This is a genomic window from Pseudomonas atagonensis (genome assembly GCF_011369485.1).
GTDB classification, from domain to species: domain Bacteria; phylum Pseudomonadota; class Gammaproteobacteria; order Pseudomonadales; family Pseudomonadaceae; genus Aquipseudomonas; species Aquipseudomonas atagonensis.
In genome coordinates this window covers 82,320-106,455 of sequence record NZ_VXCA01000035.1, presented here as the reverse complement: position 1 = coordinate 106,455, position 24,136 = coordinate 82,320, and the positions used below count along the sequence as shown (strand labels likewise).

At 57.9% G+C, this 24,136-nt stretch carries 29 protein-coding genes and 1 pseudogene; 15 read left to right on the top strand and 15 right to left on the bottom strand.

Annotation, left to right across the window (positions count from 1 at the left end; all coding sequences use genetic code 11):
• Window positions 1-206: 206 nt before the first annotated feature.
• The 3 genes from F2P67_RS23710 (at window position 207) to F2P67_RS23700 (ending at window position 2,728) form a co-directional block, all read left to right on the top strand.
• Window positions 207-1,628, top strand: a complete 1,422-nt coding sequence (locus F2P67_RS23710; RefSeq protein WP_166224462.1) for an MltF family protein — start codon at window positions 207-209, stop codon at window positions 1,626-1,628.
• A 106-nt stretch (window positions 1,629-1,734) separates the two neighbouring features.
• Entirely contained in the window at window positions 1,735-2,169 is a 435-nt protein-coding gene (locus F2P67_RS23705) for a DoxX family protein (RefSeq protein ID WP_166224459.1), read from the top strand.
• A gap of 250 nt (window positions 2,170-2,419) precedes the next feature.
• The gene (locus F2P67_RS23700; protein ID WP_166224456.1) at window positions 2,420-2,728 is read left to right on the top strand and encodes a class I SAM-dependent methyltransferase; all 309 of its coding nucleotides are present in this window, start codon (window positions 2,420-2,422) and stop codon (window positions 2,726-2,728) included.
• 6 nt (window positions 2,729-2,734) lie between these two features.
• On the opposite strand, the gene greB is transcribed toward F2P67_RS23700, so the two are convergent.
• The 3 genes from greB to F2P67_RS23685 are packed head-to-tail and all read right to left on the bottom strand — an operon-like array spanning window position 2,735 to window position 6,454.
• Window positions 2,735-3,232 (bottom strand): transcription elongation factor GreB, encoded by a 498-nt coding sequence (gene greB, locus F2P67_RS23695; protein ID WP_166224453.1) that lies wholly within the window; start codon window positions 3,230-3,232, stop codon window positions 2,735-2,737.
• A gap of 34 nt (window positions 3,233-3,266) precedes the next feature.
• Window positions 3,267-5,771, bottom strand: coding sequence for an ABC transporter permease (locus F2P67_RS23690; RefSeq protein ID WP_166224450.1), 2,505 nt, complete (start codon window positions 5,769-5,771; stop codon window positions 3,267-3,269).
• Window positions 5,771-6,454, bottom strand: a complete 684-nt coding sequence (locus F2P67_RS23685) for an ABC transporter ATP-binding protein (RefSeq protein ID WP_103304726.1) — start codon at window positions 6,452-6,454, stop codon at window positions 5,771-5,773. Before F2P67_RS23685 ends, F2P67_RS23690 begins: the two co-directional genes overlap by 1 nt.
• A 10-nt stretch (window positions 6,455-6,464) precedes the next feature.
• On the opposite strand from F2P67_RS23685, the gene F2P67_RS23680 reads away from it, so the two are divergent.
• Entirely contained in the window at window positions 6,465-7,070 is a 606-nt protein-coding gene (locus F2P67_RS23680; protein WP_166224447.1) for an arylesterase, read from the top strand.
• Between the two features lie 18 nt (window positions 7,071-7,088).
• Here the strand turns inward: F2P67_RS23680 and hxsC are convergent, their stop codons facing one another.
• Genes hxsC through hxsA2 form a run of 4 tightly spaced genes read right to left on the bottom strand, consistent with a single transcriptional unit; the run spans window position 7,089 to window position 10,284 of the window.
• Window positions 7,089-8,252: a His-Xaa-Ser system radical SAM maturase HxsC gene (hxsC, locus tag F2P67_RS23675; RefSeq protein ID WP_166224444.1), complete on the bottom strand. Its 1,164-nt coding sequence runs from the start codon at window positions 8,250-8,252 to the stop codon at window positions 7,089-7,091.
• Window positions 8,246-9,703, bottom strand: a complete 1,458-nt coding sequence (gene hxsB / locus F2P67_RS23670) for a His-Xaa-Ser system radical SAM maturase HxsB (protein ID WP_166224441.1) — start codon at window positions 9,701-9,703, stop codon at window positions 8,246-8,248. The genes hxsC and hxsB overlap by 7 nt, the downstream gene beginning before the upstream one ends.
• On the bottom strand, window positions 9,696-9,998 hold the full coding sequence (gene hxsD, locus F2P67_RS23665) for a His-Xaa-Ser system protein HxsD (protein WP_166224438.1): 303 nt from the start codon (window positions 9,996-9,998) through the stop codon (window positions 9,696-9,698). The genes hxsB and hxsD overlap by 8 nt, the downstream gene beginning before the upstream one ends.
• 1 nt (window position 9,999) lies before the next feature.
• Window positions 10,000-10,284, bottom strand: a complete 285-nt coding sequence (hxsA2, locus tag F2P67_RS28140; protein ID WP_218583401.1) for a His-Xaa-Ser repeat protein HxsA2 — start codon at window positions 10,282-10,284, stop codon at window positions 10,000-10,002.
• A gap of 154 nt (window positions 10,285-10,438) precedes the next feature.
• On the opposite strand from hxsA2, the pseudogene F2P67_RS23660 reads away from it, so the two are divergent.
• From F2P67_RS23660 to F2P67_RS23650, 3 genes and pseudogenes are all read left to right on the top strand, one after another.
• A pseudogene (locus F2P67_RS23660) lies at window positions 10,439-10,582 on the top strand (arylesterase); the annotation flags it as partial.
• Between the two features lie 57 nt (window positions 10,583-10,639).
• On the top strand, window positions 10,640-10,933 hold the full coding sequence (locus F2P67_RS23655) for a hypothetical protein (RefSeq protein ID WP_007908575.1): 294 nt from the start codon (window positions 10,640-10,642) through the stop codon (window positions 10,931-10,933).
• 149 nt (window positions 10,934-11,082) lie between these two features.
• On the top strand, window positions 11,083-12,054 hold the full coding sequence (locus F2P67_RS23650; protein ID WP_166224435.1) for a L,D-transpeptidase family protein: 972 nt from the start codon (window positions 11,083-11,085) through the stop codon (window positions 12,052-12,054).
• A gap of 126 nt (window positions 12,055-12,180) precedes the next feature.
• Here the strand turns inward: F2P67_RS23650 and oprI are convergent, their stop codons facing one another.
• Complete coding sequence (gene oprI / locus F2P67_RS23645) at window positions 12,181-12,432, bottom strand: outer membrane lipoprotei OprI (RefSeq protein ID WP_003199355.1); 252 nt, start codon at window positions 12,430-12,432, stop codon at window positions 12,181-12,183.
• A 637-nt stretch (window positions 12,433-13,069) separates the two neighbouring features.
• On the opposite strand from oprI, the gene F2P67_RS23640 reads away from it, so the two are divergent.
• On the top strand, window positions 13,070-13,351 hold the full coding sequence (locus F2P67_RS23640) for a GNAT family N-acetyltransferase (RefSeq protein WP_095189182.1): 282 nt from the start codon (window positions 13,070-13,072) through the stop codon (window positions 13,349-13,351).
• A 64-nt stretch (window positions 13,352-13,415) separates the two neighbouring features.
• On the opposite strand, the gene F2P67_RS23635 is transcribed toward F2P67_RS23640, so the two are convergent.
• Window positions 13,416-14,492: a 3-deoxy-7-phosphoheptulonate synthase gene (locus tag F2P67_RS23635; RefSeq protein WP_007908583.1), complete on the bottom strand. Its 1,077-nt coding sequence runs from the start codon at window positions 14,490-14,492 to the stop codon at window positions 13,416-13,418.
• A gap of 130 nt (window positions 14,493-14,622) precedes the next feature.
• The gene (locus tag F2P67_RS23630) at window positions 14,623-15,066 is read right to left on the bottom strand and encodes a PilZ domain-containing protein (RefSeq protein WP_166224432.1); all 444 of its coding nucleotides are present in this window, start codon (window positions 15,064-15,066) and stop codon (window positions 14,623-14,625) included.
• Here F2P67_RS23630 and F2P67_RS23625 point away from each other — a divergent pair.
• The 5 genes from F2P67_RS23625 to cysB all read left to right on the top strand — a co-directional run bounded on the left by F2P67_RS23625 (window position 15,065) and on the right by cysB (window position 19,020).
• Window positions 15,065-15,451, top strand: coding sequence for a thioredoxin family protein (locus F2P67_RS23625; RefSeq protein ID WP_166224429.1), 387 nt, complete (start codon window positions 15,065-15,067; stop codon window positions 15,449-15,451). The genes F2P67_RS23630 and F2P67_RS23625 overlap by 2 nt on opposite strands.
• Window positions 15,448-16,404: a putative 2-dehydropantoate 2-reductase gene (locus F2P67_RS23620; protein ID WP_178120952.1), complete on the top strand. Its 957-nt coding sequence runs from the start codon at window positions 15,448-15,450 to the stop codon at window positions 16,402-16,404. The genes F2P67_RS23625 and F2P67_RS23620 overlap by 4 nt, the downstream gene beginning before the upstream one ends.
• Window positions 16,405-16,425: 21 nt before the next feature.
• A complete protein-coding gene (locus tag F2P67_RS23615; RefSeq protein WP_166224426.1) occupies window positions 16,426-17,331 on the top strand; it encodes a 5'-nucleotidase in 906 nt (301 codons plus the stop codon).
• Between the two features lie 97 nt (window positions 17,332-17,428).
• Window positions 17,429-17,932: a universal stress protein gene (locus F2P67_RS23610; RefSeq protein ID WP_166224423.1), complete on the top strand. Its 504-nt coding sequence runs from the start codon at window positions 17,429-17,431 to the stop codon at window positions 17,930-17,932.
• 113 nt (window positions 17,933-18,045) lie between these two features.
• Window positions 18,046-19,020 carry an HTH-type transcriptional regulator CysB gene (gene cysB / locus F2P67_RS23605; protein ID WP_008079948.1) on the top strand — a complete coding sequence of 325 codons (975 nt, stop codon included), beginning with the start codon at window positions 18,046-18,048 and terminating at the stop codon, window positions 19,018-19,020.
• Between the two features lie 9 nt (window positions 19,021-19,029).
• On the opposite strand, the gene F2P67_RS23600 is transcribed toward cysB, so the two are convergent.
• Entirely contained in the window at window positions 19,030-19,512 is a 483-nt protein-coding gene (locus F2P67_RS23600; protein WP_166224420.1) for a GreA/GreB family elongation factor, read from the bottom strand.
• Window positions 19,513-19,514: 2 nt separating this feature from the next.
• Window positions 19,515-19,922: a hypothetical protein gene (locus F2P67_RS23595; RefSeq protein ID WP_166224417.1), complete on the bottom strand. Its 408-nt coding sequence runs from the start codon at window positions 19,920-19,922 to the stop codon at window positions 19,515-19,517.
• A gap of 124 nt (window positions 19,923-20,046) precedes the next feature.
• Between F2P67_RS23595 and earP the strand changes: the two genes are divergently transcribed.
• Together earP and F2P67_RS23585 are read left to right on the top strand one after the other, a co-directional pair.
• Complete coding sequence (gene earP, locus F2P67_RS23590) at window positions 20,047-21,189, top strand: elongation factor P maturation arginine rhamnosyltransferase EarP (RefSeq protein ID WP_166224414.1); 1,143 nt, start codon at window positions 20,047-20,049, stop codon at window positions 21,187-21,189.
• Window positions 21,190-21,237: 48 nt separating this feature from the next.
• On the top strand, window positions 21,238-21,807 hold the full coding sequence (locus tag F2P67_RS23585) for an elongation factor P (RefSeq protein WP_003226785.1): 570 nt from the start codon (window positions 21,238-21,240) through the stop codon (window positions 21,805-21,807).
• 78 nt (window positions 21,808-21,885) lie between these two features.
• Here F2P67_RS23585 and F2P67_RS23580 read toward each other — a convergent pair whose 3' ends face one another.
• The 3 genes from F2P67_RS23580 to F2P67_RS23570 form a co-directional block, all read right to left on the bottom strand.
• Window positions 21,886-22,305, bottom strand: a complete 420-nt coding sequence (locus tag F2P67_RS23580; protein WP_166224411.1) for an organic hydroperoxide resistance protein — start codon at window positions 22,303-22,305, stop codon at window positions 21,886-21,888.
• 251 nt (window positions 22,306-22,556) lie between these two features.
• Window positions 22,557-23,021, bottom strand: a complete 465-nt coding sequence (locus F2P67_RS23575) for a MarR family winged helix-turn-helix transcriptional regulator (RefSeq protein WP_166224759.1) — start codon at window positions 23,019-23,021, stop codon at window positions 22,557-22,559.
• A 73-nt stretch (window positions 23,022-23,094) separates the two neighbouring features.
• Window positions 23,095-24,051, bottom strand: a complete 957-nt coding sequence (locus F2P67_RS23570; protein ID WP_166224408.1) for a LysR family transcriptional regulator — start codon at window positions 24,049-24,051, stop codon at window positions 23,095-23,097.
• Between the last annotated feature and the right edge of the window lie 85 nt (window positions 24,052-24,136).

Here is a 24,136-nt window from a genome sequence, read left to right as displayed (position 1 = left end):
CATACCAGAGCTGTAGATTCATAAGAAAAGCCAAGAACTACAACGAGTTATAGCTGTCTTTTGATGCCGCGACGCCGCTCGGGTTGGCAGAAATGCCATCACTGTGCCAGTCTCTCGCACTTTGCCAGCGCTCAGGCGCTCTGTTTTTCGTCGGTGATATCGACCGTTCAGCGGTGAAATCGCCCCGTATTCTTTCCGGAGAGTGGATGGTTCGTCCCTCGGTTTTGTTGCTGTTGTGTGGTTCGTTGCTGCTGCCGATGACGGCAGTTGCGCGCCTGCCCGGGCCGCTGCAAGCTGTGCCGGCCGCCAAGGTGCGGGATTTGTCGGAGATTCGCAGCAGCCGCGTGTTGCGCGTGCTGGTCAACCAGAGCCGCAATAGCTCCGGCGAAGTCCAGGGGCAGCCCATCGGCATCGAATACCATCGCCTGCGCGCCTTCGAGCAATACCTCAACGGTCACGCCCGTGACGGTCAGGAAATCACCCTCAAGATCATTCCCAAAGCCAAGGATCAACTGCTCGGCGCATTGCAGCGTGGCGAAGGTGATCTGGTCGCGCCGGGTGAATTGCTCGATCTGCAACCGGGGCACGCGGTCGCCAGCAGTGAACCGATTGCCAGCAACGTGCCGCTGATCCTGGTCGGCATCAAGGGCGAGCGGCGCTACACCAAGGTCGAACAGCTTTCCGGCAAAACCCTGGCCTTGCCCACCGGCAGCGCGGCGGGTGAGGCGGTCAGTCAACTCAACCAAAAACTCGCGTTGCACAAACTGGCGCCGATCAAGATCGAATGGGTCGATCCGACGCTGGCGGTCGAAGACGTGCTGGAAATGGTTCAGGGCGGGATTTTTCATCTGACCATCGTCGAGCAACCGATTGCCGAGCGCTGGGGCAAGATCCTGCCGAAATTGCGTTTTGACCGGCAGTTGATGATCAGTGAACCGGGCGAGGAATACTGGTTTGTACGCCGTGATGCCTCGATGCTGCGGGCGAGCATCGACCGCTTTCTGACCGGCTACAAAAAACCTTCGAACGAAGATGCTGCGTTCCTGCGTATCTATCGACGCCTTTATCAAGTTCACTATCCGCTGGCCAAGGCGGATCGCCAGCGTCTGGAAAAACTCCGTCCGACCCTGCAAAAACATGCCGACGCTCAGAGCATGGATTGGCTCAATCTGGCCGCGCTGGCGTTCAAGGAATCGGCCCTGCAACCCAATGTGCGCAGCGGCAGTGGCCCGACCGGTCTGATGCAGATCACACCGTCTGCAGCACAGCGGGTTGGCGTGAACAATATCCAGAATCTCGATGCCAATGTTCAGGCCGGGGCCAAGTACCTGGCGATGATTCGCCGCAAGTTTTTCAACAGCCCGAAGCTCAATGAGCGCGAGCGCATGGCTTTCACGCTGGCGGCTTACAACATTGGCCCGGAGCGGGTGCAGGGCATGCGCGCTGAAGCCCGGCGGCGCGGGCTCAACCCCAATCAGTGGTTCTTCCAGGTCGAACGCATCGCCATGGAGCAGGTGGGTATGGGGCCGGTCAGCTATGTTAATAGCGTGAACAAGTATTACTTGGCGTTCGACCGGGAGCGAGAGTCGTTGGAGCCCGGAGGGCAGAAAGTGGTCTCACGAAAATGATCTAATAAACTGATTGTTATGGCGGAATATTTGCGCTTTTAACATGAAATTAACTGATTAATATAGCGGCCAACCAACAAGCACTTCTCACAACAAGGAACGCAACATGAGCTCTCTGATCAACAAGGTATTGTTCACTCGCGCCGGTTACGGCCTGACTGTTCTGCGTATCGCGGTCGGTGTGATCTTCGCCGCCCACGGCTCGCAGAAGCTCTTCGGCCTGTTCGGTGGCTACGGTCTCGCCGGCACCGCGCAGTACATGGACAGCATCGGTTTGCACCCGGGTTACGTGATGGCCACGTTGGCCGGCGGTACCGAGTTCTTCGCCGGTCTGGCTTTGATCATCGGCCTGCTGGTGCGCCCGGCGGCGCTGGGTCTGACCTTCCTGTCGCTGGTGGCGATCTTCACCGTGCACATCGGCAACGGCTTGTTCATGGCCAACAACGGCTACGAATTTGCTCTGGCCCTGCTCGGTGGCAGCATCGCGGTACTGATCGAAGGTGCGGGTAAGCTCTCGGTGGATCGCGCCATCGCCGGTTAAGCGCTCTGACTCAAGTAAAAGGCCCGCATTGTGCGGGCCTTTTTTGTTGCGGCTGATTCTTGACACCGGCCGGTCACGTTCTCTAGGATGCCGCGTATGCGCCGATTTAAACAGCTACTTGCGGGGCGCCAGGTGACTCATTTGCAGTTGCCGTCAGAAGCCGGAACAGGGCTTCGAAATACCGCTAAAGCGCTGGTTCGGTGTTGCCTCTCACCTGCCATGCAGACTTTTGAGGCAGAGACACGACACGATGAATGCACTACGCCCTCCAGCTCGTCCCGCGCCGATCACGGCACATGTCACTCAGCGCAACCCGAAAATCCTTCTTGGCGGTAAACATCAGCCGACGCTGTTGCGTTATCTCGATGGCTGGCCACGTCGCAGTGGCGGTCCTGCCGCGTTCCTGATTCAGTTTGTTGAAGACGGCGAGTCACTGGCGCGTTTCGCCAGTGACAGTTTCGATCTGGCCGTGATTCAGGCGCCGAGTGCTGAAGATGCCCCGGAAATGATCAGGCAACTGACCCGTGTTGCGCGGCAGGGTTTGATCACCCGCCGCTGATGCGGTTTACGGGTATTCGATTGCCACGATATAAACGAACTGCTCGCCGGTCGGCGTCTGCACCCGCACTTCCGCGTCCAGTGCCTTGCCGATCAGGGCGCGGGCCAGCGGTGAGTCAATGCTGATCAGACCCAGTTTCAGATCCAGTTCATCCGGGCCGACGATGCGGTAGCGCGATTGCTTGCCGTCCTCTTCCTCGATGGTCACCCAGGCGCCGAAGTACACCTTGTTCGGGTCACTGGGTTTTTCGCTGACAACCTTGAGCGCTTCCAGACGTTTGGTCAGAAAGCGCACGCGGCTGTCGATCTCGCGCAGCATCTTTTTACCGTAGGTGTATTCGGCGTTTTCCGAGCGGTCGCCCTGAGCCGCCGCCTCGCTGACCGATTGCGTCACTTGCGGACGGCGCACATGCCACAGCTCATGGAACTCGGCACGCATCCGCGCTTCACCTTCAGGGGTGATCAGCGCGGTGCCGGCGGTGCGGGGAGGGCGGTAACGGCTCATGGCAACTTCTTGTGATCAGGACGACTGGAGTCTATCAACCCTCACGCAACACTGTCAGCGGACTTGCATTCAAGGCCCGGCGTGTGCCGAACACGCCGGCGCCACCGATCAGTGCGGCGCCAATCAGTGGCAGCACCAGCAGCCACGGATGCGGATGCCACGGCAGGTCGAAGGCGTAGCGGTACAACACCAGACTGACGATTTCCGAACCGATGGCCGCGAGCAAACCACTCACTGCTCCGAGCAATCCGAACTCGATACGCCGTGCCTTGATCAACAACTGCCGCTCCGCGCCCAGCGCACGCAACAGCGCACCTTGGCGGATGCGCTCATCCAGCGTTGCTTGCAGGCCGGAAAACAGCACCGCCATGCCCGCCGCCAGAACAAACAACAACACGTACTCCACGGCCAGTGTCACTTGGGCGAGGATGCTGCGCAGTTGTTCGAGCAACGCCTCAACCTGCAGGATGGTCACCGCCGGGAAGGCTCGCGACAGTTCGACGATCTGCTGATCGTGACCGGGCGCCAGATAGAAACTGGTCAGGTAGGTCGCCGGCAGATCCTTCAGGGTGCCGGGCTGGAAGATCATGAAGAAGTTCGGCTGGAAATTGTCCCAGTTTATCTCGCGCAGGCTGGTGACTTTCGCTTCACGATTGATCCCGCCGACACTGAACACCATGTGATCGCCGAGTTTGAGTTTGAGGCTCTCGGCAACTTTGCCTTCCACCGAGACACCCGGTACATCGTCGGTTGGCTGATCCTTCCACCATTCACCCGCGATGAGTTTGTTGCCTGCCGGCAAATCCGCCGCCCAGGTCAGACTCAGGTCACGTTGCACCGCGCGGTCGCCGGCTGAATCCTTGCTGACGATTTGCTGCACCGGTTCGCCGTTGATGCTGATCAGTCGTCCCGGAACCACCGGGTACAAAGGTGCGGCTTGGGCCGAAACATTGATCAGGTGATCGGTAAAGGCCTGTTTATCCGCCGGTAGAATGTTCAGCGCGAAGTAGTTCGGCGCGTTTTTCGGCAACTGGTTTTGCCAGGTGTCGAGCAGTTCGCCGCGCAGCAGGGCGATCAGTGCCATGGACAGAAGAATCAAGCCGAACGCCAGCGATTGACCGGCTGCCGCCAATGGATGCCGCAGCAGTTGGCCAAGGCCAAGACGCCACGGCAAGGACGCTCGGGCGAGCATCCGCCGCAAACTTTTAAGCAGCAACAACAGCAAGCTGCCCAGCACCAACGCGGCCAGCACGCCACCGCCAAGCAAGGCAAAGGTCAGCAGCAGATCGAGGCTCAGGCGCCACATGATCAGGCCGAGCGCGCCGAGCGCCGCGCCATAAACCATCCAGGTACTCGACGGGATGGGCAGCATGTCACGACGTAACACGCGCAGCGGCGGCACTCGACCCAGCGCCGCGAGTGGCGGCAGGGCAAACCCGGCCAGCGCCACCAGCCCGGTGCCGATCCCGGCGATGGCCGGAAAAAGACCACCCGGTGGAACATCCGTCGGTAGCAAATCATGCAACAGCGCGAACAGTCCCAATTGCGCCAGCCAGCCGAGCAACGCCCCGCTGAGTGCAGCGAACAGCCCGAGCACGGTCAGTTGCACACTGAACAGCAGCATGGTTTCCCGGCGTGACAAGCCGAGGCAACGCAGCAAGGCACTGGCATCGAAACGCCGACTGGCGAAGCGATTAGCCGACAACGCCACGGCGACGCCTGCCAGCAATACCGCGACCAGGCTGGCCATGTTCAAGTAACGCTCGGCCTTGCCCAGTGCGCCGCCAATCTGCCGATTGCCGTCGCGCGCATCCTGAATCCGTTGGTTCGCCGCCAGGCCCGGTTTGATCAGCTGGCGATAGGTTTCCAGCCCCTGCGGTTCGCCGCGCCACAAGTCCCGGTAGCTCACCCGGCTGCCGGGCTGCACCACGCCAGTAGCGGCAAGGTCATCGAGGTTGATCATCACCCGGGGTGTCAGGCTGTAGAAGTTGCCGGCGCGATCCGGTTCATACGTCAGCACGCGAGTCAGTTTCAACGTCTTCATGCCGACGTCGATGCTGTCGCCGATCTTCAGATCCAGCGCGGTCAGCAGGCGTGCCTCGACCCAGGCTTCGCCGGGCTGCGGTTCGCCGCCGGGTTGCTCTGCCGCGAAGGGCGCCGGCGCACTTTTCAGCTCGCCACGCAGCGGATAGGCGCGGTCGACGGCTTTGATACTCGACAACTGAATGCCGTTGTCGGTGGCGATGACGCTGGAAAACTCCACCACTTGCGCATGCTGCAAGCGCAGTTCGGTACCGCTCCGTATCTGTTCCTCACGGGCCGGCGAGCTACCTTCAAGCACCAGATCGGCGCCGAGAAATTCGGTGGCCCGCAGCATCATCGCGCCATTGAGGCGCGCGCCGAAGTAACCGATGGCCGTGCTTGCCGCCACGGCGACAACCAGGGCGAAGAACAACACCCGCAATTCCCCGGCGCGGGCATCGCGCAGTAATTGGCGGATGGCGAGACTGAACAGACGCAACAGCGGCAGACGTGCCATCAAGGCTCCAGAGGGGCGACCAACAGGCCGGCTTCAAGACGGATCAGGCGCCGGCAGCGATGGGCCAGGCGTTCGTCGTGGGTCACCAGCACCAGGGTGGTGCCGCGTTCCTTGTTCAGTTCGAAGAGCAAGTCGCTGATGCGCTCACCGGTGTGGCTGTCGAGATTGCCGGTGGGCTCATCGGCAAACAGCACGTCCGGTTCGGCGGCAAACGCGCGGGCGATTGCCACCCGTTGTTGCTCGCCACCGGAGAGCTGGCGCGGAGAATGGGTCAGGCGCTGGCCGAGGCCGACGCGCTGGAGCAGCTCCGTCGCCCGCTCGCGGGCATCTTTGCGGCCATCGAGCTCCAGCGGCAGCATGACGTTTTCCAGGGCGTTGAGGCTGTCGAGCAACTGGAACGACTGAAAGACAAAACCGACATGCTCGGCGCGGATCCGTGCACGCTGATCTTCATCGAGGTTGCTCAGGCTCTGCCCGGCAAGGGTGACTTCGCCGCTGCTCGGCAAGTCGAGGCCGGCGAGCAGGCCGAGGAGGGTGGATTTGCCGGAACCGGACGCGCCGACGATGGCCAGGCTGTCGCCCTTGTTCAGTTCCAGGCTGAGTTCGTGCAGGATAGTCAGTTCACCTTCCGCGCTGGGAACCACTTTGCTGAGGTTCTTCGCGGTGAGAATGCTTGCGCCCATGGAGAATCCGATGCGTGTGTGGTTTTTGAGTGCTGGCCTGGCCTTGATGTGCATGGCCCAGAACGCAGCGGCGGGTACTGTCCTGATCGTTGGCGATAGTATCAGCGCCGGTTTCGGACTGGATACCCGCCTGGGGTGGGTATCGCTGCTGGAGCAACGGCTCAAAAAGGAGGGTTTTGACGACAAAGTGGTCAATGCCTCCATCAGTGGCGACACCAGTGCCGGAGGCCAGGCGCGCCTGCCGGCACTGCTTGCAGAGCATAAGCCTGAGCTGGTGATCCTCGAACTTGGGGGTAACGACGGCCTGCGCGGAATGCCGCCAGCGCAATTGCAACAAAATCTTGCCTCGATGATCGACAGTTCCCGCCAGAGCGGTGCCAAGGTGTTGTTGCTCGGCATGCAATTGCCGCCCAATTACGGCAAGCGCTACACCGACGCCTTCGCCGAGGTCTACGGCAAACTCGCCGACGACAAAAAGATCCCGCTGGTGCCGTTTTTCCTCGACGGCGTGGGCGGTCATCCCGACCTGATGCAGGCCGACGGTCTGCACCCGGCAGCCGGGGCTCAGAGCAAGTTGCTGGAAAATGTCTGGCCGACGCTAAAACCGCTGCTTTGATATAGCTCTGCGAAGGCGTCAGAAAGGCGAAAGTTGTTTGCTGTATCCAAATTTGATCCCTGACGAGAAAAAGCCTCCGCATTCGCTTTGCTTTCTGCAGGTCAGGCATTCCGGCGCAAACTCATTTTTCCAGTCGCTGATTGACTTTCGGTAGTACGGAAGAATGTCTGCGTTAACCAGACACAACTGATGGTTGTAGACCGAAACGTTCATTCCATATTTGGTAAGAATCTGCACTGATTTGCTGAGGATGTCTTTGTACTCGATGGGATCAATCCATAGCTCGTCGAGATTAGCGCGAGTAAACCCCATCATTTCAAGCCCCATCAAAGCAACCTGATCAACGAACAAGAGATTGCGCGCAATGAACTCACATAACTGAGGAAGCCGCTGAATTGACAGCTTGTGCAAGACGACCCGAATCTCAACCTTCTGCCCCAAGCGTTTCAGGTTCAGAATGCCTCGGATGGTTTCGTCGAATGCGCCTCGAGCTTGCACGATGTAGTCATGCAGCGTTGGATCGTCTGAATAGACGGGAATGCCGACCATCGCATCGGGTATTCCTATCGACGCGTATTTTTCAGCAAAGTCCGAGTCTTTAAAGCTTCTTCCGTTCGAAAGGATATGGATGGCGGTTCTTGGTAAATAGCTTTTTGTCAGGCTAATGATTTTAAGAAACCGCTCCTTATTGGTCGTAGGCTCCCCACCAGTGAATCCCAGCTCGCGGGTTTCCTTAGGAATCAATGGAATCAAGCTTTCAATTTCATCGAGTATCCATGAGTCATCGGCTGCTTTAGGAGGTTGTGAACACATAAGGCAATAGTTGTTGCACTGCTCAGTCAGCAGAATGCTGTTGTTCGGCGACGAGGCCCGAAACAGAACCCGTATGCTTTGACGATCAGCGGAAAGCCGGACAATGTCATTGTTATCAATGTAGCCATAGTCATTCGGCAGGACCGAATGGTCGGAACCCATTGGGAGTTCTTGAGCCAAATCCTGATGCTGCTCAGTCAGAAGATAGTGAGCAAATCCGATGGGGATCGGGTATCCGGTCACCAGGTAGGCCATTTCTCTTCGTAGGATTTCGGGAAGGTTTCGGTTAGTGGAGACCTTGATTAGCGTGAGATCCTTCGAGACATCAACTGCATGAATACGGATTATTTTTCCGCTGAGCTTCAGCATCGATTCGCCCACCCCATAAAAATTCGCTTCGTATCTTCGTCGTTTTCCATCAATTCAATGAGGTGTTTGAAGATCGCCATGTTCCGCTTACAAAAAGAGGATTCTGGCTTTCTTCCTACCAGATCGTTTTGCATGGCGTGGTGGTAAACAGGTTCTGAGCCGCAGAAGGGTTCAAATGCGCAGTCTGAGCACATGGGAGAACTCAGTGTGAAGGACTCTTCCAATGCATCTAAGAGCTGATCTGAGAGGATGATATCCTCATAGGATTGTTCCAGAATGTTGCCTAATCTGAAGGTGTAGTCGCCCATCTCAGCAAGCATGCGACTCTCATCTGAAGCGTAGACGGAGCCATCATAATTGAACACGATGGCAGCAATTCCAGCACCTGCGGGGGTCATCAGATCAACGAATCCGGGATCTGTTGATGTGAGCATTTTTGCCAGCACAAGCGATGAGTACTGCTCCACAAAACGTATGCCGGATTTGTTCAGCTCGATGATGTAATCAAGACCTTCTTTGAAAAAGTCTAGCCAGCGTTCAGTGTCATATGCCAGAAATTTCTTGGTCTTGATTGCGAAGCCATATGGCGAGAGAGTTCGGAGAAATATCCCATCAAAGCCGAGACGCAGGTAATCATCAATGATGGCCCTTACGTGGGGTAGGCTTTTGTCGGTGGTCGTCATCAGAGCAGATACTTGATCGTACCCGAGTGCTGCGCGCGCTTTCGTTAACCCTTCTTCGAAACGTTGGTGACTGTCCCGTCCGGGGCGTGGGCGATTGGCGTTGTGGAGATTCATCGGTCCGTCGAGGGATGATGAAAGAACAATGCGGTGCTGCTTGCAAAAAATGAGCATTTCATCAGTTAACAGTGAAAGCGTGGTTGCAATCACGAACTGAAGGTCACGGCCTTCTTTGAGATTGCGTCTTTCAGCCTCAAGGACAACGTACTTCACCATCTCAAAATTCAGCAAGGGCTCCCCGCCCTGAAACTCAATTTTGATGGCCGGATTCGGTGACATGAAAACGAAATCCAACGACCGGTCAGCCATCTCTGAGGTCATGTCGAATTCATCTCTGCTTTCCGATTGCCGTGAGACTTGGCAATAGGGGCAGCTATGGTCACATCGAAGGGTTACTACAAAGATGTGCAGATTTGTGAACTGAGCCAGCCTAGACAAACGGGTGCGAATCTTGAGAGCGAGTAGCTGGAGAGGTGCTTGCTCTTCAGGAAATCGGATGAACTGCTTCGAACGTAGTGTTGGGATCAGCTCTGATGTAAACGATAGCGTTCTGTTGATCAGCTGTTCGAGCACCGGCATTGGCAGGACTTGGTACTCGCCCGCCATATTGGTAATGACGTATTGGCAGTCATTCAAACGGTCGAATTTGAACGGCAGCAGCTCGTAAGGGCGTTGCTGAGCATAGAAATCCAGCTTCTGAAATTTACTCACTGATCAGTCCGGTTTTCGAGAAGGCCAGTCCAAGGATCAGATTTTTGATGGGCAACGTTTCAGCATTCAACTGGTGGCGCAGTTGGTAGTCGATCACGTCCTTCTTGAATTCTTGAACAGCGAGTAGAAATGAAGGCTCTTCGACGCCGATATTTGAGGACAAAACGCAGCTGAATTTACCGTCAGCGCACGTAATATCAACCGTCAGCGAGTTCATTGCCCGATAAGCAGCTTTTTGCAGCACTTGTGCTTCGTAAAGCTGCTCGTCATATACGAGCGTCACCTCGCGTCCCATGTCAGGAGCCCGAATGATGAGAGCTGTGGGAGCTGTGAGATGAGTGGGAGCTATGGGAGCTGTGATAGGCCATAAATTGACCTTGGTCACCGCGTTTTAACACGAACTCGAATAGGTCATTGCCACTGCGTACCGAAAGGTTTTCACTTGGAGGAGGCGTTTGGATTGAGATTGTTTGGTCGATGGTGGTTTCGACGATCTCGTGAGGTGCCGACGCTGAAGCCTGTTCAGTGGCAACAGCCGCAGCCAAGGTAGCCATAGGTACCAAAAAGGAACGATTTTTCATAATGGGATTTCCTTATCAGAGGTGGGGTTAATCGAGGAGAGTCTATGTGCATACAAGGTGATGTCAATATGGAATTGGTGTGACCTTATGGTTCTGCCGTCCAAATCCGACAAACGTATCGGGCTCCCTAATTTTCTAAGCTTAAGTGTTGGTCAAAAAGATCCCGCTGGTGCCGTTTTTCCTCGACGGCGTGGGCGGTCATCCCGACCTGATGCAGGCCGACGGTCTGCACCCGGCAGCCGGGGCTCAGGGCAAGTTGCTGGAAAATGTCTGGCCGACGCTAAAACCGCTGTTATGAGGCTTTTCTAAGGGCAGGCTTTCGGCTAATGTGGCGCCCCCTTATTTGGAGCCCCCGATGTCGCGTTCTGCCTGGTCCCTGTTTGCCTACCAACTGATCGAGCCTGACGAGCAGCTGGATCTGTTCGCCTGCCAGGAAGTGCGGGTGCATCTGGTGACCCGTCAACTTGAACTCGGCGGCTCGGCCGATCGCACCCTCTGCGGCAGTCTGCTGCCGGCGCAACCACGCTGGTCGAGCGTGGATCGTCGGGTGTTTCAGGATCAGCGTCTGTGCTCTTTGTGCCGGGCGATTCTCGAGTCGCAGAAGCGCGGGACTTCGCCGATCTGGCCGGAACTGCGTTTCGAGCTTTAGTCGAATAAGGGCGTCTGATCGCGGCCGAGCCTTCGGCAGCTCCAACATGAAGAGTTTTGCCAGCCTATCGGGCTGTCTCCCCGAATATTCAAAGTGCGGTGTACAATCGCGCTCTTATACCCTTGTTGATCATGCGAAGGATTTTCCGGATGTTGCCGCGCTTTCCTGCCGTCACCCGCTGCCTGTCACTTGCCGCCCTGTGTGTGGCCGGTCCCGTTGCTGCATTGGAGTTTCCCCTGCCACCACCCGGTGAAGACATCATCGGCCAGGTGCAGGTGATCAAAGCCAAGTACGAAGACACCTTCGCCGACCTGGGCACGAAGTACGATCTGGGCTATTCGGAAATGGTCGCGGCCAACCCGGGCGTCGATGCCTGGTTGCCGGGTGCCGGCACCGAAATCGTTCTGCCGACGCGCTTCATTCTGCCGCCGGGCCCGCGCGAAGGCATAGTGATCAACCTCGCCGAATACCGACTCTACTATTTCCCGAAAGGCCGGAGCGTGGTGTACACCTTCCCGCTGGGCATCGGTCGTGAAGGTTGGGGTTCGCCGATTGCGCATACCTCGATCACGGCCAAGACGCCGAACCCGACCTGGACGCCTCCAGCGTCGATCAAGGCTGAGCACGCCGCTGATGGTGATCCGTTGCCAAACGTGGTGCCGGCCGGTCCTGACAACCCGCTGGGGCCGTTCAAGTTCACCCTCGGCACGCCGGGCTACCTGATCCATGGTTCGAACAAGAAGTTCGGCATCGGCATGCGCACCAGTCACGGCTGCTTCCGCATGTTCAACAACAACGTGCTGGAAATGGCCAGCATGGTGCCGGTCGGCACTTCGGTGCGTATTCTCAACGATGCGTACAAGTTCGGGCGCAGTGGCGGCAAGGTCTATCTCGAAGCGCACACGCCAATCGACGACAAGGGCAACCCGTCGGTGGTCGACAAGCACACGGCGGTGATCAACGCGATGCTCAAGCGTGACGACATCACCAACAACCTGCGCATGAACTGGGATGTGGTACGCGACGTTGTTGCGGCCGAAGATGGTCTGCCAACCGAGATCGGCACGCCGAATACTTCGGCGCCGATTGTCTCGAGCGCACCGATCGACCTGCAGCAGTAACAGGCTGATCCAGAACCCGCCGACGCCTCGCGCGCCGGCGGGTTTTTTTGTGCCCGGACAAAAACTCCGGGCACAAAAAAGCCGACCCGAAAAACGGGTCGGCTTGATAACAATCCCGAGGGATTATTACTTGCGGCTAGCTTTGTCCAGCATGCGCAGAGCACGCTCGTTAGCTTCGTCAGCAGTCTGTTGTGCTTTTTGAGCAGCAGCCAGAGCTTCATCAGCTTTACGGTAAGCTTCGTCTGCACGAGCCTGGGAGCGAGCAGCTGCGTCTTCAGTAGCGGTCAGACGTGCTTCGGTTTCTTTCGATGCGCTGCTGCAACCGGTAGCCAGAACTGCGGCCAGAGCCAGAGCAGAGAATTTCAGAACGTTGTTCATCGTGTTCCCCTTCAAGGACTTTCAATTAAGTGGCTGTCTCCTCCGATTGAGGAAATAGCCGGCGTACATACTACCCATTACTTGTAGTAAGTAAACTGACGTAAGGCAAGAAGCAAAAAAAATTGTAGGCGTTGATTCTTTTTCGAGCAACTTTTAACTGCACTGTTTAAAAAATATCCAGCTGCAAGCCCCGCGCAGAGCGAGTTATTGAGAAAAAGTTCCCGTTGTCACGTGCTGTTTTGCAGGCAATGGCTAAAGTCTGCCTATATCAATTCGTCCATACTTTCGTTGCGATTTTGCGTGATGCGTCACCTATCTTTGTCCCTCTTGAGGTGACTTTAAACAAAGTCGCACGTCTTAAGTCTCAACATCCGGCAATGTTCAGGTGACCGGCCGGGGAAGATAATCTCCCAAGCCACCCCTGCGTCCAACGGAGCCACCGCCGCCAACCCGTCTGATGACGAGCGCACCTTGAGCATTTTTGCCAATGGTGCCTACTATTTATCAGGTGCTCGGTTACGCGAGATCGGTGTGGCTCTTCTCGGTGTCCAGCAGGCACGGGGTGGCGTAGATGTTCCTTCGCCGGAAAAACATCGGTAAGGTAGGGGTCAGAATTCAAGACCCGCGAGGAGTAGTGATGAGCGAGGCGTTGTCCATCCACCATGACCAGGCTGGTCATCAGTTCGAGACCAGTGTGGACGGTCATCGTGCCTACCTGACCTATATGGATCTGGGAAAACAGACCCTGGATATCTATCGCACGTTTGTGCCCAATGCCCTGCGCGGGCGTGGCATTGCCGCAGCGCTGACTGAAAGCGCGCTGCAATACGCCGAAGAAATGGGCTACACGGTGATTCCGTCGTGCTCCTACGTCGAGCGCTACATGGAGCGCCACCAACGGCGCGCCGCGAAGATCTGAAAAAACTGCACACACAAAAACGCCGGGCAATGCCCGGCGTTTTTTTATGCCTGCGAAACGCCGATCAGCTGCGCTGACGCTTCGGCAGCACGTCCTTGAGTTTGGCGTGCATGCTGCGCAGGGTGTTCTCGGTGGCGGACCAATCGATGCAGGCATCGGTGATCGACACGCCGTATTGCAGGTCGGCGAGGTCTTTCGGAATCGCCTGGCAGCCCCAGTTCAAATGACTCTCGACCATCAGGCCGATGATCGATTGGTTGCCTTCGAGGATCTGGTTGGCGACGTTTTCCATCACCAGCGGTTGCAGGGCCGGATCCTTGTTGGAGTTGGCGTGGCTGCAATCGACCATGATGTTCGGCTTGATCTTCGCTTTGTTCAGCGCCTGCTCGCACAGGGCAACGCTGACCGAATCGTAGTTTGGCTTGCCGTTGCCACCGCGCAGCACCACGTGGCCGTAGGCGTTGCCTTTGGTGGTGACGATCGACACGCCACCTTCCTGGTTGATACCGAGGAAACGGTGCGGGCTGGAGACCGACTGCAAGGCGTTGATCGCGACGGTCAGGCCGCCATCGGTGCCGTTCTTGAAGCCCACAGCCGAGGACAGGCCCGAAGCCATTTCACGGTGAGTCTGGGATTCGGTGGTACGCGCGCCGATGGCCGACCAGCTGATCAGGTCCTGCAGGTACTGCGGGGAGATCGGGTCGAGGGCTTCGGTGGCGGTTGGCAGGCCTTTTTCGGCCAGATCCAGCAGCAACTGACGACCGATGTGCAGACCGTCCTGAATCTTGAACGAGTCATCCAGATACGGATCGTTGATCAGGCCTTTCCAGCCGACGGTGGTGCGCGGCTTCTCGAAATACACACGCATGACCAGATACAGGGTATCGGAGACTTCCGCCGCCAGTACCTTCAGGCGGTCGGCGTATTCGTGGGCAGCCTTGATGTCGTGGATCGAGCACGGGCCGATCACTACGAACAGACGGTGGTCGGTGCCATCAAGAATGTTGCGAATGACTTCGCGGCCCTTGGTGACGGTGCGCAGGGCAGCGTCGCTCAAAGGGATATCACGCTTGAGCTGATCGGGAGTGATCAGGGTCTCGTTAGAGGCGACGTTTAGGTCGTTGATCGGTAAATCAGCCATCGTTTACTCGTCAGGTCACGGGTGCCGGCCGCCAGCGATCCCCGCGCGGCGGAGCACAGCAGATTTAAGCGCGTCGGGGAGCGGAACCTTAGCGCGTTACGCGCCTGCTCGACAATGGGCAAACGCCGCTTTAATCCAGTACTGGCTGGGCAAAAGCCTTGCTGACGCTGTCGTGGGAGAACTCGTCGGCGTGTTGTTCGACCCATTGCAGGGCCAGCGCCTGAATATCCTGAAGGTCATCGTGGGGGTCGTTCATCCGGCAAAACCGCTCGATCTGACACACCTGCTCACCCATTCGCGCGCTGAACAGCGTCTGCTCATCGGTAAACGCGATCCCCACCAGATAGCCTTTTTTGCGCCGCAGGCACCAGGCGACATAGCCCGGATAGCAGATGTCGGCATTGAGTGTCGGCATGCGCACCTGCAGCGCCGTGCCGTGTCGCCAGGCGCGGTGGTAATTGCAAGCGATGCCGCCGAGGCTGATAGTGTGCAGTTGTTGCCTGGAAATACACTCAGGTTTGAGCAAGGTTAATTCAACCGGCACCTCGTCCGGATGAGGAATGAAACGTCCCATGAGCACAGACTCCCTGTGTCGGCCATTTGACATTGTTTCCCCCAGTATAGTGGTCGAATCCGAACTGACCGATTTCGACGCCGACCAACGGCTGCTGGCGATGAGCGGCGTTTCCCTGGTGATATTCACCAGCGTCGGCTGCGCCAGTTGCCGGTTCGCCCGTGAGGTACTGCCTGGATTCGATCTGGCGATCGACCGATTGTGCTGGATCGATGCCGGTAACAACGGCGGGTTGGTGGAGCGTTATCAGGTCTTTCATTTGCCGGCGCTGTTTGTCGTGCGCGACGGTGAGTTCTTTGGGGCATTGCACACGCGCCTGACGGCTGACGCGCTCAACGCGGCGCTGACGCAGGCACTGGGTCGAATTGCAGAGGAGTTGCCATGATGGGGGCAGTGAACAAACCGGTGGTGGGGATTATCGGCACCGGCGCGATTGGTGGTTTCTACGGGGTGATGCTGGCGCGGGCCGGATTCGACGTGCACTTTTTGCTGCGCAGCGAGTTTTCTGCCGTGGCCGAACGAGGTTTGCAGGTGAACAGCGCGGTGCATGGCCAACTGACGCTAAACCCTGCGCAGGCTTATTCTGCGGCCGAAGACATGCCCAAGTGTGACTGGCTGCTGGTCGGTGCCAAAACCACCAGTAACGCCGATCTGGCGCCGGCGATCATTCAAGCGGCCAAAGCGGATGCAAAAGTGCTGTTGCTGCAAAACGGTCTGGACGTCGAAGACAGTTTGCGTGCGTTACTCCCCGACTCCCTGCATCTGCTCGGTGGTCTGTGCCTGATCTGCGTGCATCGCGACGGGCCCGGGCAGATCATCCATCAGGCGCTGGGGGCGGTCAACGTGGGTTATCACAGCGGCCCGGCCATCGACGATGCCGCACGCATGGCGATCGTCGAGGCAGGCTCGGAGCTGTTTCGCCGCGCTGGTCTGGACTCCCAGGCGATGCCCAATCTGCATCAGGCGCGCTGGCAGAAACTGGTCTGGAATATTCCTTACAACGGACTCTCGGTTTTGCTCAATGCCGGCACCACGCCGCTGATGGCCGACCCTGACAGCCGCGTGTTGATTCAGGCACTGATGGCGGAAGTGGTGCAGGGCGCCAAGGCCTGCGGTCACGACATGCCGCCGGGTTACGCCGGTTTTCTATTCCAGATGACCGAAAAGATGCCCGATTACTGGCCGAGCATGTACCACGATTTTCTGCACAAGCGGCCGCTTGAACTTGAGGCGATTTACGCCCGGCCCCTGGCCGCAGCCAAAGCGGCGGGGTGTGAATTGCCGCGTATCGAAGCGCTGTATCGCAATCTGTGTTTTATCGACCGACGCAATCGCTGATCGGTCAATCCGGGGGAAGGCATGGCCAAGAACATCGATGACAAACTGGTGCTGGCGATTTCGTCGCGTGCGTTGTTCGACCTGAGCGAGAGCCACAAGGTTTACCTGTCGAGCGGCGTCGAAGCCTATCGGCAATATCAGATCGAACACGAAGACGAAATTCTCGCGCCCGGCGATGCCTTTCCGCTGGTGGAAAAACTCTTGAGCCTGAACAGTCGTCTCGGTCGCGCGCGGGTCGAGGTGATTCTGGTGTCGCGCAACAGTGCCGACACCGGTCTGCGCGTTTTCAACTCGATTCATCACTACGGTCTGGCGATTTCCCGTGCGGCGTTTGTTGGCGGGCGCAGTCCTTATCCGTATCTCAAAGCGTTCGGTTGTGACCTGTTTCTTTCTACCCATGCCGAAGATGTGCGTGCGGCGCTGGAGGCCGGTTTCGCCGCTGCGACGATTCTGTCGGGCGGCGCCAGTCGTGCGGCCAGCGATGAATTGCGCATCGCCTTCGACGGTGACGCGGTGATTTTTTCCGACGAGTCGGAGCGCATTTATCAGTCCGGCGGCCTGGAAGCGTTTCAGGCCAAGGAGCGCGAATCGGCGCGCGAGCCCTTGCGCGGCGGGCCGTTCAAGGGCTTTCTGGCGGCGCTCAATCTGTTGCAGCGCGAGTTTCCCGACGACGACTGCCCGATCCGCACAGCGCTGGTCACGGCACGTTCGGCGCCGGCCCATGAGCGGGTGATCCGCACATTGCGCGAGTGGGACATCCGTCTTGATGAGTCGCTGTTCCTCGGCGGGTTGACCAAGTCGGCCTTCCTCGAAGCCTTTGCCGCCGACGTGTTCTTCGACGATCAGGCCGGTCATTGCGAACTCGCCCGCGACGTCGTCGCCACCGGCCATGTGCCCCACGGCATCAGTAACGAACCGTCGATCTAAATCCCTGTGCTTCAAGACGTTGCGTCGCACGTCGTACTCGCCAAGGCACTGCTAAGCTGAATCAAATCTCCGCCATGTTGGCTTGCGAGGAGGTCATATGATTCGTTCGATGCTGTATGCCACTGACCTCGGTCTGTACGCACCGTTAGTGATGCAGCACGCTCTGGCGTTGGCGCGAACGTTCAATGCCGACTTGTACGTGGTGCACGCGGTGGAGCCGATGGGGCTGTTTGCCGAGTCGGTGTTGCAGAGTTATCTCGACGAGCAGGCATTGAACGAATTTCACAGCGAGGGTCTGAAAACAGTCATCGCCAATATCGAGCAGCGGGTGCTGGAGAGTTTTCGCGAAGAACTGGGAGACGAGGGCGAGCAGGATCTGCAGCGCATTCGCGCGGTGCGCGTGCTGCAGGGCGATCCGTCGCAGGTGATTCTCGACCAGGTGCAGAAACTCTCGGTCGATTTGCTGATCGTAGGTAGCCACAGCCACGGCGTTGGGGCCGAAACCCCATTGGGGCGCACGGCGGCTCGAGTGCTTCAACTGGCCAAGGTGCCGGTCTATCTGGTGCCTCTGGTGGAGCGGCGGCGGCGGGAGGATCGCTGAAGCAAGAATAATGGCACTTTGATAAAAAAGTTCTAGATTTATTCTTCAAACCATTAATATAGTTATATACCGTCGCTGATGCCCGTGGCGTCTACCTGCTTTGAGGGATTCATATGAAGCTTCAACAATTGCGCTACATCTGGGAAGTGGCGCACCACGACCTCAACGTTTCCGCTACAGCCCAAAGCCTTTACACCTCGCAACCGGGCATCAGTAAGCAAATCCGTCTGCTGGAAGACGAACTCGGCGTCGAAGTGTTTGCCCGCAGCGGCAAACACCTGACCCGCGTCACCCCGGCCGGCGAGCGCATCATCACCACCGCCGGTGAGATTCTGCGCAAGGTTGAAAGCATCAAGCAGATCGCCCAGGAATTCTCCAACGAGAAGAAAGGCACCCTGTCGATCGCCACCACCCATACCCAGGCACGTTATGCGCTGCCGCCGGTGATCAGCAACTTCATCAAGCAATACCCGGACGTGGCGCTGCACATGCATCAGGGCTCGCCGATGCAGATCGCCGAAATGGCTGCTGACGGCACCGTCGATTTCGCCATTGCCACCGAAGCGCTGGAGTTGTTCGGTGACCTGGTGATGATGCCGTGCTACCGCTGGAACCGTTGCGTGGTCGTGCCGCAAGGCCACCCCCTGACCAAGCTGCCGAAGCTGACCCTCGAAGCCTTGGCCGAATACCCGATCGTGACCTACGTGTTCGGTTTCACCGGCCGTTCGAAACTCGACGAAGCCTTCAGCCATCGTGGCCTGACGCCGAAAGTGGTGTTCACCGCCGCTGACGCCGACGTGATCAAAACCTACGTGCGTCTGGGTCTGGGTGTGGGTATCGTGGCGAAAATGGCCGTCGATACCAAACTCGACAGCGACCTGGTCGTACTTGATGCCAGCGAACTGTTCGAGTCGAGCATCACCAAGATCGGTTTCCGTCGCGGCACTTTCCTGCGCGGTTTCATGTGCGATTTCATCGAGAAGTTTGCCCCGCACCTGACCCGCGAAGTCATGGCCAAAGCCATTCAGTGCCACAACAAGCAGGAACTGGAAGAGTTGTTCGACGGCGTCGAACTGCCGGTTCACTGATCCGTTGTTTCAGAGCACCTCGGTGACAGCAAACTGTTGCCGAGTACCCGCCACCAGAATTTCCACCTCATCGCCCTCGAACTTGCCCAGCAAACTTTTGCCCAGTGGCGAGCGCGGGGTGATGACGGTAATCGGCTGACCGACCACGTCGACTTTCAAGCCTGCCGCATCCGGCGCCAGAAACAGCCATTGCTCGCGACCTTTCTCATCTTCCAGACCGAGCAGTGCACCGATCTCTATTCCTCGGTTTTCGTCATAGGCGCGCAGCGTAAGGTTCTGGCACAGGGCCAGTGACTGACGAATCTCCTCGACGCGTTTTGCTTGCCCGGCTGCCAGATAAGACGCCTCAAGTCCCAGTGTGTCGTATTTGTTTTCGGCGATGTTCTCTTCGTGAGTCGCGGTTTCGTAAGCGGTCTGCGCGGCGCGTTCGGCGATGTCGAGGTCGACGCGCAATTTGTCGAGAATCAATTGGTGGACAGTCTGTTTATTCATGATCAATCGCAGAATTGCAAAACATTGGCGCGGCTTTTCTCGCTCGGCGCGGTCTGGTCCTGTTGCAGCCAGAACTGACATTTGGGGTTCGACTGATTACGGCTGTTGCCGCGTGCCTGATCCAGTCGAGCCTGCTGCTCGTTCTTGCGCAGGTTTTCTTCGTACTGATCAAACAACGGACTTTGCGGTGGAATGTCCGGCACCTGCTGCACGGCTGGCGGATTGGCCAGTTGCTGCACCGCTTGCGCGACGGGCGCCAGTTGCTCATTGAACAGAAAACGCGAGAGCAACCAGCAAGTCAGCGCAATGGCGAGAAAGCCCAGCCACAATCCCAGGGCAATGCTGCCGGTCAATTGCAGCGCGCTAAGCTGGACAGGCAAGGGGCGACGTGGGTTGGGACGATAGGGCATGGCTGCCTCCTGGCGGACGATTGCGGGCAAGTGGCGATTGTCGCACGAAGATTAATCGGCGTCGGCTCTTCTGCGCGAGCTCATTTATGCGGACAATCAGCGCTTTTGCCAACGGGAGTCTTGAATGCCGGAAGTGAACACCCGCTGGGATATTTTTTGCACCGTGGTCGACAACTTTGGCGACATTGGCGTGACCTGGCGTCTGGCCCGGCAACTGGTGGCCGAACACTCGCTGGCGGTACGCTTGTGGGTCGATGACCTGCGTGCGTTCGAACGTCTTTGCCCAGAGATCGACATCGATGCTGCGCAGCAATTTCAGCAAGGTGTGGATGTGCGGCACTGGCCGGGCGAGTGGTTGCCGACCGAGGCCGGTGACGTGGTGATCGCGGCATTTGCCTGCCAGTTGCCGGGCGCTTACATGGACGCCATGGCCGCGCGGGAAAAACCGCTGCTGTGGATGAATCTGGACTATCTGAGCGCTGAAGACTGGGTGACCGGTTGTCACGGGTTGCCTTCGGTCAAATACAAATCGGTGCAGAAGTTCTTCTTCTTTCCGGGGTTCCAGCCAGGTACCGGTGGACTGCTGCGTGAGCGTGGATTGCTCGAGCAGTGTCGGCAGTTTCAACAGGATCTCCAGGCGCAGCGACAATTCCTGCAAGGCCTGGGAATTGATCGTGCGCCCGAGGCGCAGCTGGTTTCGCTGTTTGCCTACGAGAATGCAGGATTGGCCAGTTGGCTCAAGGTGTTGTCTGCCGACGCACAACCAACCCACTTGCTGGTGCCGGAAGGCCGAATCCTTGGCGACGTTGCGCGCTGGCTCGGCGTGGAAAGCCTGACGGTCGGCGCTATTCATGTGCGCCAGTCACTGACCGTGCAAGTGCTGCCGTTCGTCCGTCAGGATCAATACGACCGTCTGCTTTGGTGCTGCGATTTCAACGCGGTGCGCGGCGAGGATTCGTTCGTGCGGGCACAGTGGGCGGGGCGCCCGATGCTCTGGCACATCTATCAGCAGGACGAAGACATCCATCTGGACAAGCTTGATGCCTTCCTTGCGCTGTACACCAAAGGCCTTTCACCGGGCGCCGCCGAGGCGATGAACGGTCTGTGGCGAGCGTGGAGTGCAGGGCAGCCGATAGGTGAACACTGGCTCGCCGCCCGTAAACATTGGCCGCAGCTGCAGGAAAATGCCGAAGCGTGGTGTCTGGAACAAGGCTTGCAGGCGGATCTTGCCACGGCGCTGGTACAGTTTTATGTAAATTGGATATGATACGCGGCCTAGATTTTTGTAAATCCCATCCAAATTCGGATATTCGCAATGAAAACTGGTAAAGAACTCAAACCCGGTACCGTGATCCGTATCGACAACGATCCTTGGCTGGTTCAGAAAGCTGAATTCACCAAGTCGGGCCGTAACAGCGCGATCATGAAGACCAAGCTGAAAAACCTGCTGACCGGTTACAAGACCGAAACCGTTTACGGTGCGGACGACAAACTGGACGACGTGATCCTGGATCGTAAAGAAGCCACCCTGTCTTTCATCAGCGGTGACACCTACACGTTCATGGACACCACCGACTACACCATGTACGAACTGAATGCCGAAGACATCGAAAGCGTTCTGCCTTTCGTTGAAGAAGGCATGACCGACGTTTGCGAAGCCGTGTTCTTCGAAGAGCGTCTGGTTTCCGTAGAGCTGCCGACCACTATCGTGCGTCAGGTTGACTACACCGAAGGTTCCGCTCGCGGTGACACTTCCGGCAAAGTGATGAAGCCTGCCAAACTGAAGAACGGTACCGAGCTGTCGGTTGCTGACTTCATCGAAATCGGCGACATGATCGAGATCGATACCCGCGAAGGCGGTTCCTACAAAGGCCGTGCCAAATAAGCACTGCTTTTACGGAAAAGAAAAAGCCCGACCATTGAGTCGGGCTTTTTTGTGCCTGCGATTTTTGCTTCAGGCCAATTACACGGTCACGTGCAGGCGTACATCGACATTGCCGCGGGTGGCGTTGGAGTACGGGCAGACCTGGTGAGCCGCTTCGACCAGGCTTTGTGCGTCGGCTTGCTCAAGGCCCGGCAGGCTGATGTGCAGGTCGATATCCAGACCGAAACCGCCGGGGATCTGGCCAATGCCAACGTGGGCAGTGATCGACGCATCGTCCGGGATCTTGCGCTTGGTCTGGCTGGCGACGAATTTCAGTGCGCCGATGAAGCAGGCCGAGTAGCCGGCGGCAAACAATTGCTCAGGGTTGGTCGCCGCGCCGCCGGCACCGCCGAGTTCTTTCGGGGTGGCGAGTTTGACGTCGAGGATGTTGTCGCTGGAGACCGCACGACCGTCACGGCCGCCAGTGGAGGTTGCGATTGCAGTGTAGAGAGTTTGCATGGTGTGAGCCTCGATGAGTGAGTTTTTTTGCGCTAATTGTTTGCGCGCTAAGTAAGTGCGAGATAAAGGTAGCTCGCAAGTATTTAGTGCGCAAGATAAATTTTTGAAAAAAACCGATCACGAGGGTGAACGGAGTAGTCCGATTGGCTGGGAGAGTTGAAATAGAGCGCTGAAGGAGGCATCCCCGCCTGCGAAAAAATTTCAATCTGGGGGAGAATCCAGAAGAAGATGAGATCCAGAGAAAGCGAGTTTCAGGTCAGGCTGTCCTGCAGATGGCTGCGTAGAGCCTGCAGTTCTGATTGCAGATTCTGCAAACGCTCAAGGCTGAAACCGCTGGCGCCCAGGATGCACGGCGGCACGCTTCGGGCCTGATCCTTCAATGCGCGACCCTGCTCGGTGAGCTCAACGATCACCACTCGCTCGTCCTCGCGGCTGCGCGTGCGGCTGAGCAGCCCTTCGCCTTCCAGCCGTTTGAGCAGCGGCGTCAGTGACCCCGGATCTGTCAGCAGTCGCGTGCTGATTTCTCCAACCGTCAAACCATCCTTCTCCCACAACACCATCATCGCCAGGTACTGCGGGTAGGTCAGGCCCAGCGCCTGCAACAGCGGCTTGTAGACCTTGGTCATCATCAACGATGTGGAATGCAGGGCGAAGCAGGCCTGGTTGTCCAGCAGCAGTTCTTCGCAAACGTCAGGGGTGGTGCGGTCGATGGTCATGTCAGAGCCTTGATCAGTCATGCCCACGAATCTAGCGCCCGAATGTTTAATGCGCCAGATAATTATCAGGCCATCAGTGCCGGCCGAAGTCGCGTTGTAACGCAAGATCCCATGGCGGTACCGGGCTGAAGCGGGTTTTCAGGTATTCCAGCAGCAGGCGGCTGCGCGAGTTGGTTTGTTGTTCCATGCGCAAGGCATAGATGCCCGTGGTCTCTGGCTCCGGCAGGCCATTCTCGCAAAACAGCGGGATCAGTTCGCCGCGTAGCAGGTACTCGCTGGCCAGCCAGGTCGGCAGATGGGCAATGCCCAGCCCGGCCAATGCGCCGCACACTAAAGCTTCGGCATTGTTGGCGCTCATGCGGATGCGTGCCGGTCGATGCAGCTGCATCTGCCCGTTTTGTTCAAACCGCCAGGCGAATGGCGGGGCCAGTCCGTCCCAGTCGAGACCGTCGTGTTCGCTCAACTGTGCGGGCGCATTCGGCACGCCACGGCGTTTGAGATAGTCGGGGCTCGCGCAGGCGATGCGCACCATGCTCGCCAGCGGTGTGGCGACCAGTCGCGTATCTGCCAGTTGCCCGGCGCGCAATACCAGATCGACTTTGCCCAGGTTCGACCCGGCCATGTCGACGAAGCTGTCGATCAGGTGCAGCTGCACATCCAGCCCCGGGTACAGCACCAGAAAATCGGCAATCACTGGCGCCAGGTGTCGACGCCCGAAGGCCGCTGGTGCATCAATTCGAATCAGCCCCTCCGGCGCGCTGCTCAGGGATACCGCTTCGGCCCGGGCCAGTTGCAGCTCGGCGACAATGCGCCGCGCCCGTTCGGCAAATGCCAGGCCGGCCGGCGTGGCACGCACGGCGTGGGTACTGCGGATGAACAATTGACTGCCGACGGCACTTTCGAGGCTGTCGATGCGCCGGGCGACGGCTGAAGGCGTCAGCGGATGACGGCGCGAGGCGGCGGAAAAACTGCCGCTTTCCAGCACATCAAGGAACAACCCGAGCTGATCGGTCAGTTGATTGGGATTCATATCAGTCCACGCTTGTGCGAAATCGGCATAGCCATTGTGCGGTGCTGTGCGTTTCCCCGCCAGCGTCGACTGCGTAGGATGAATC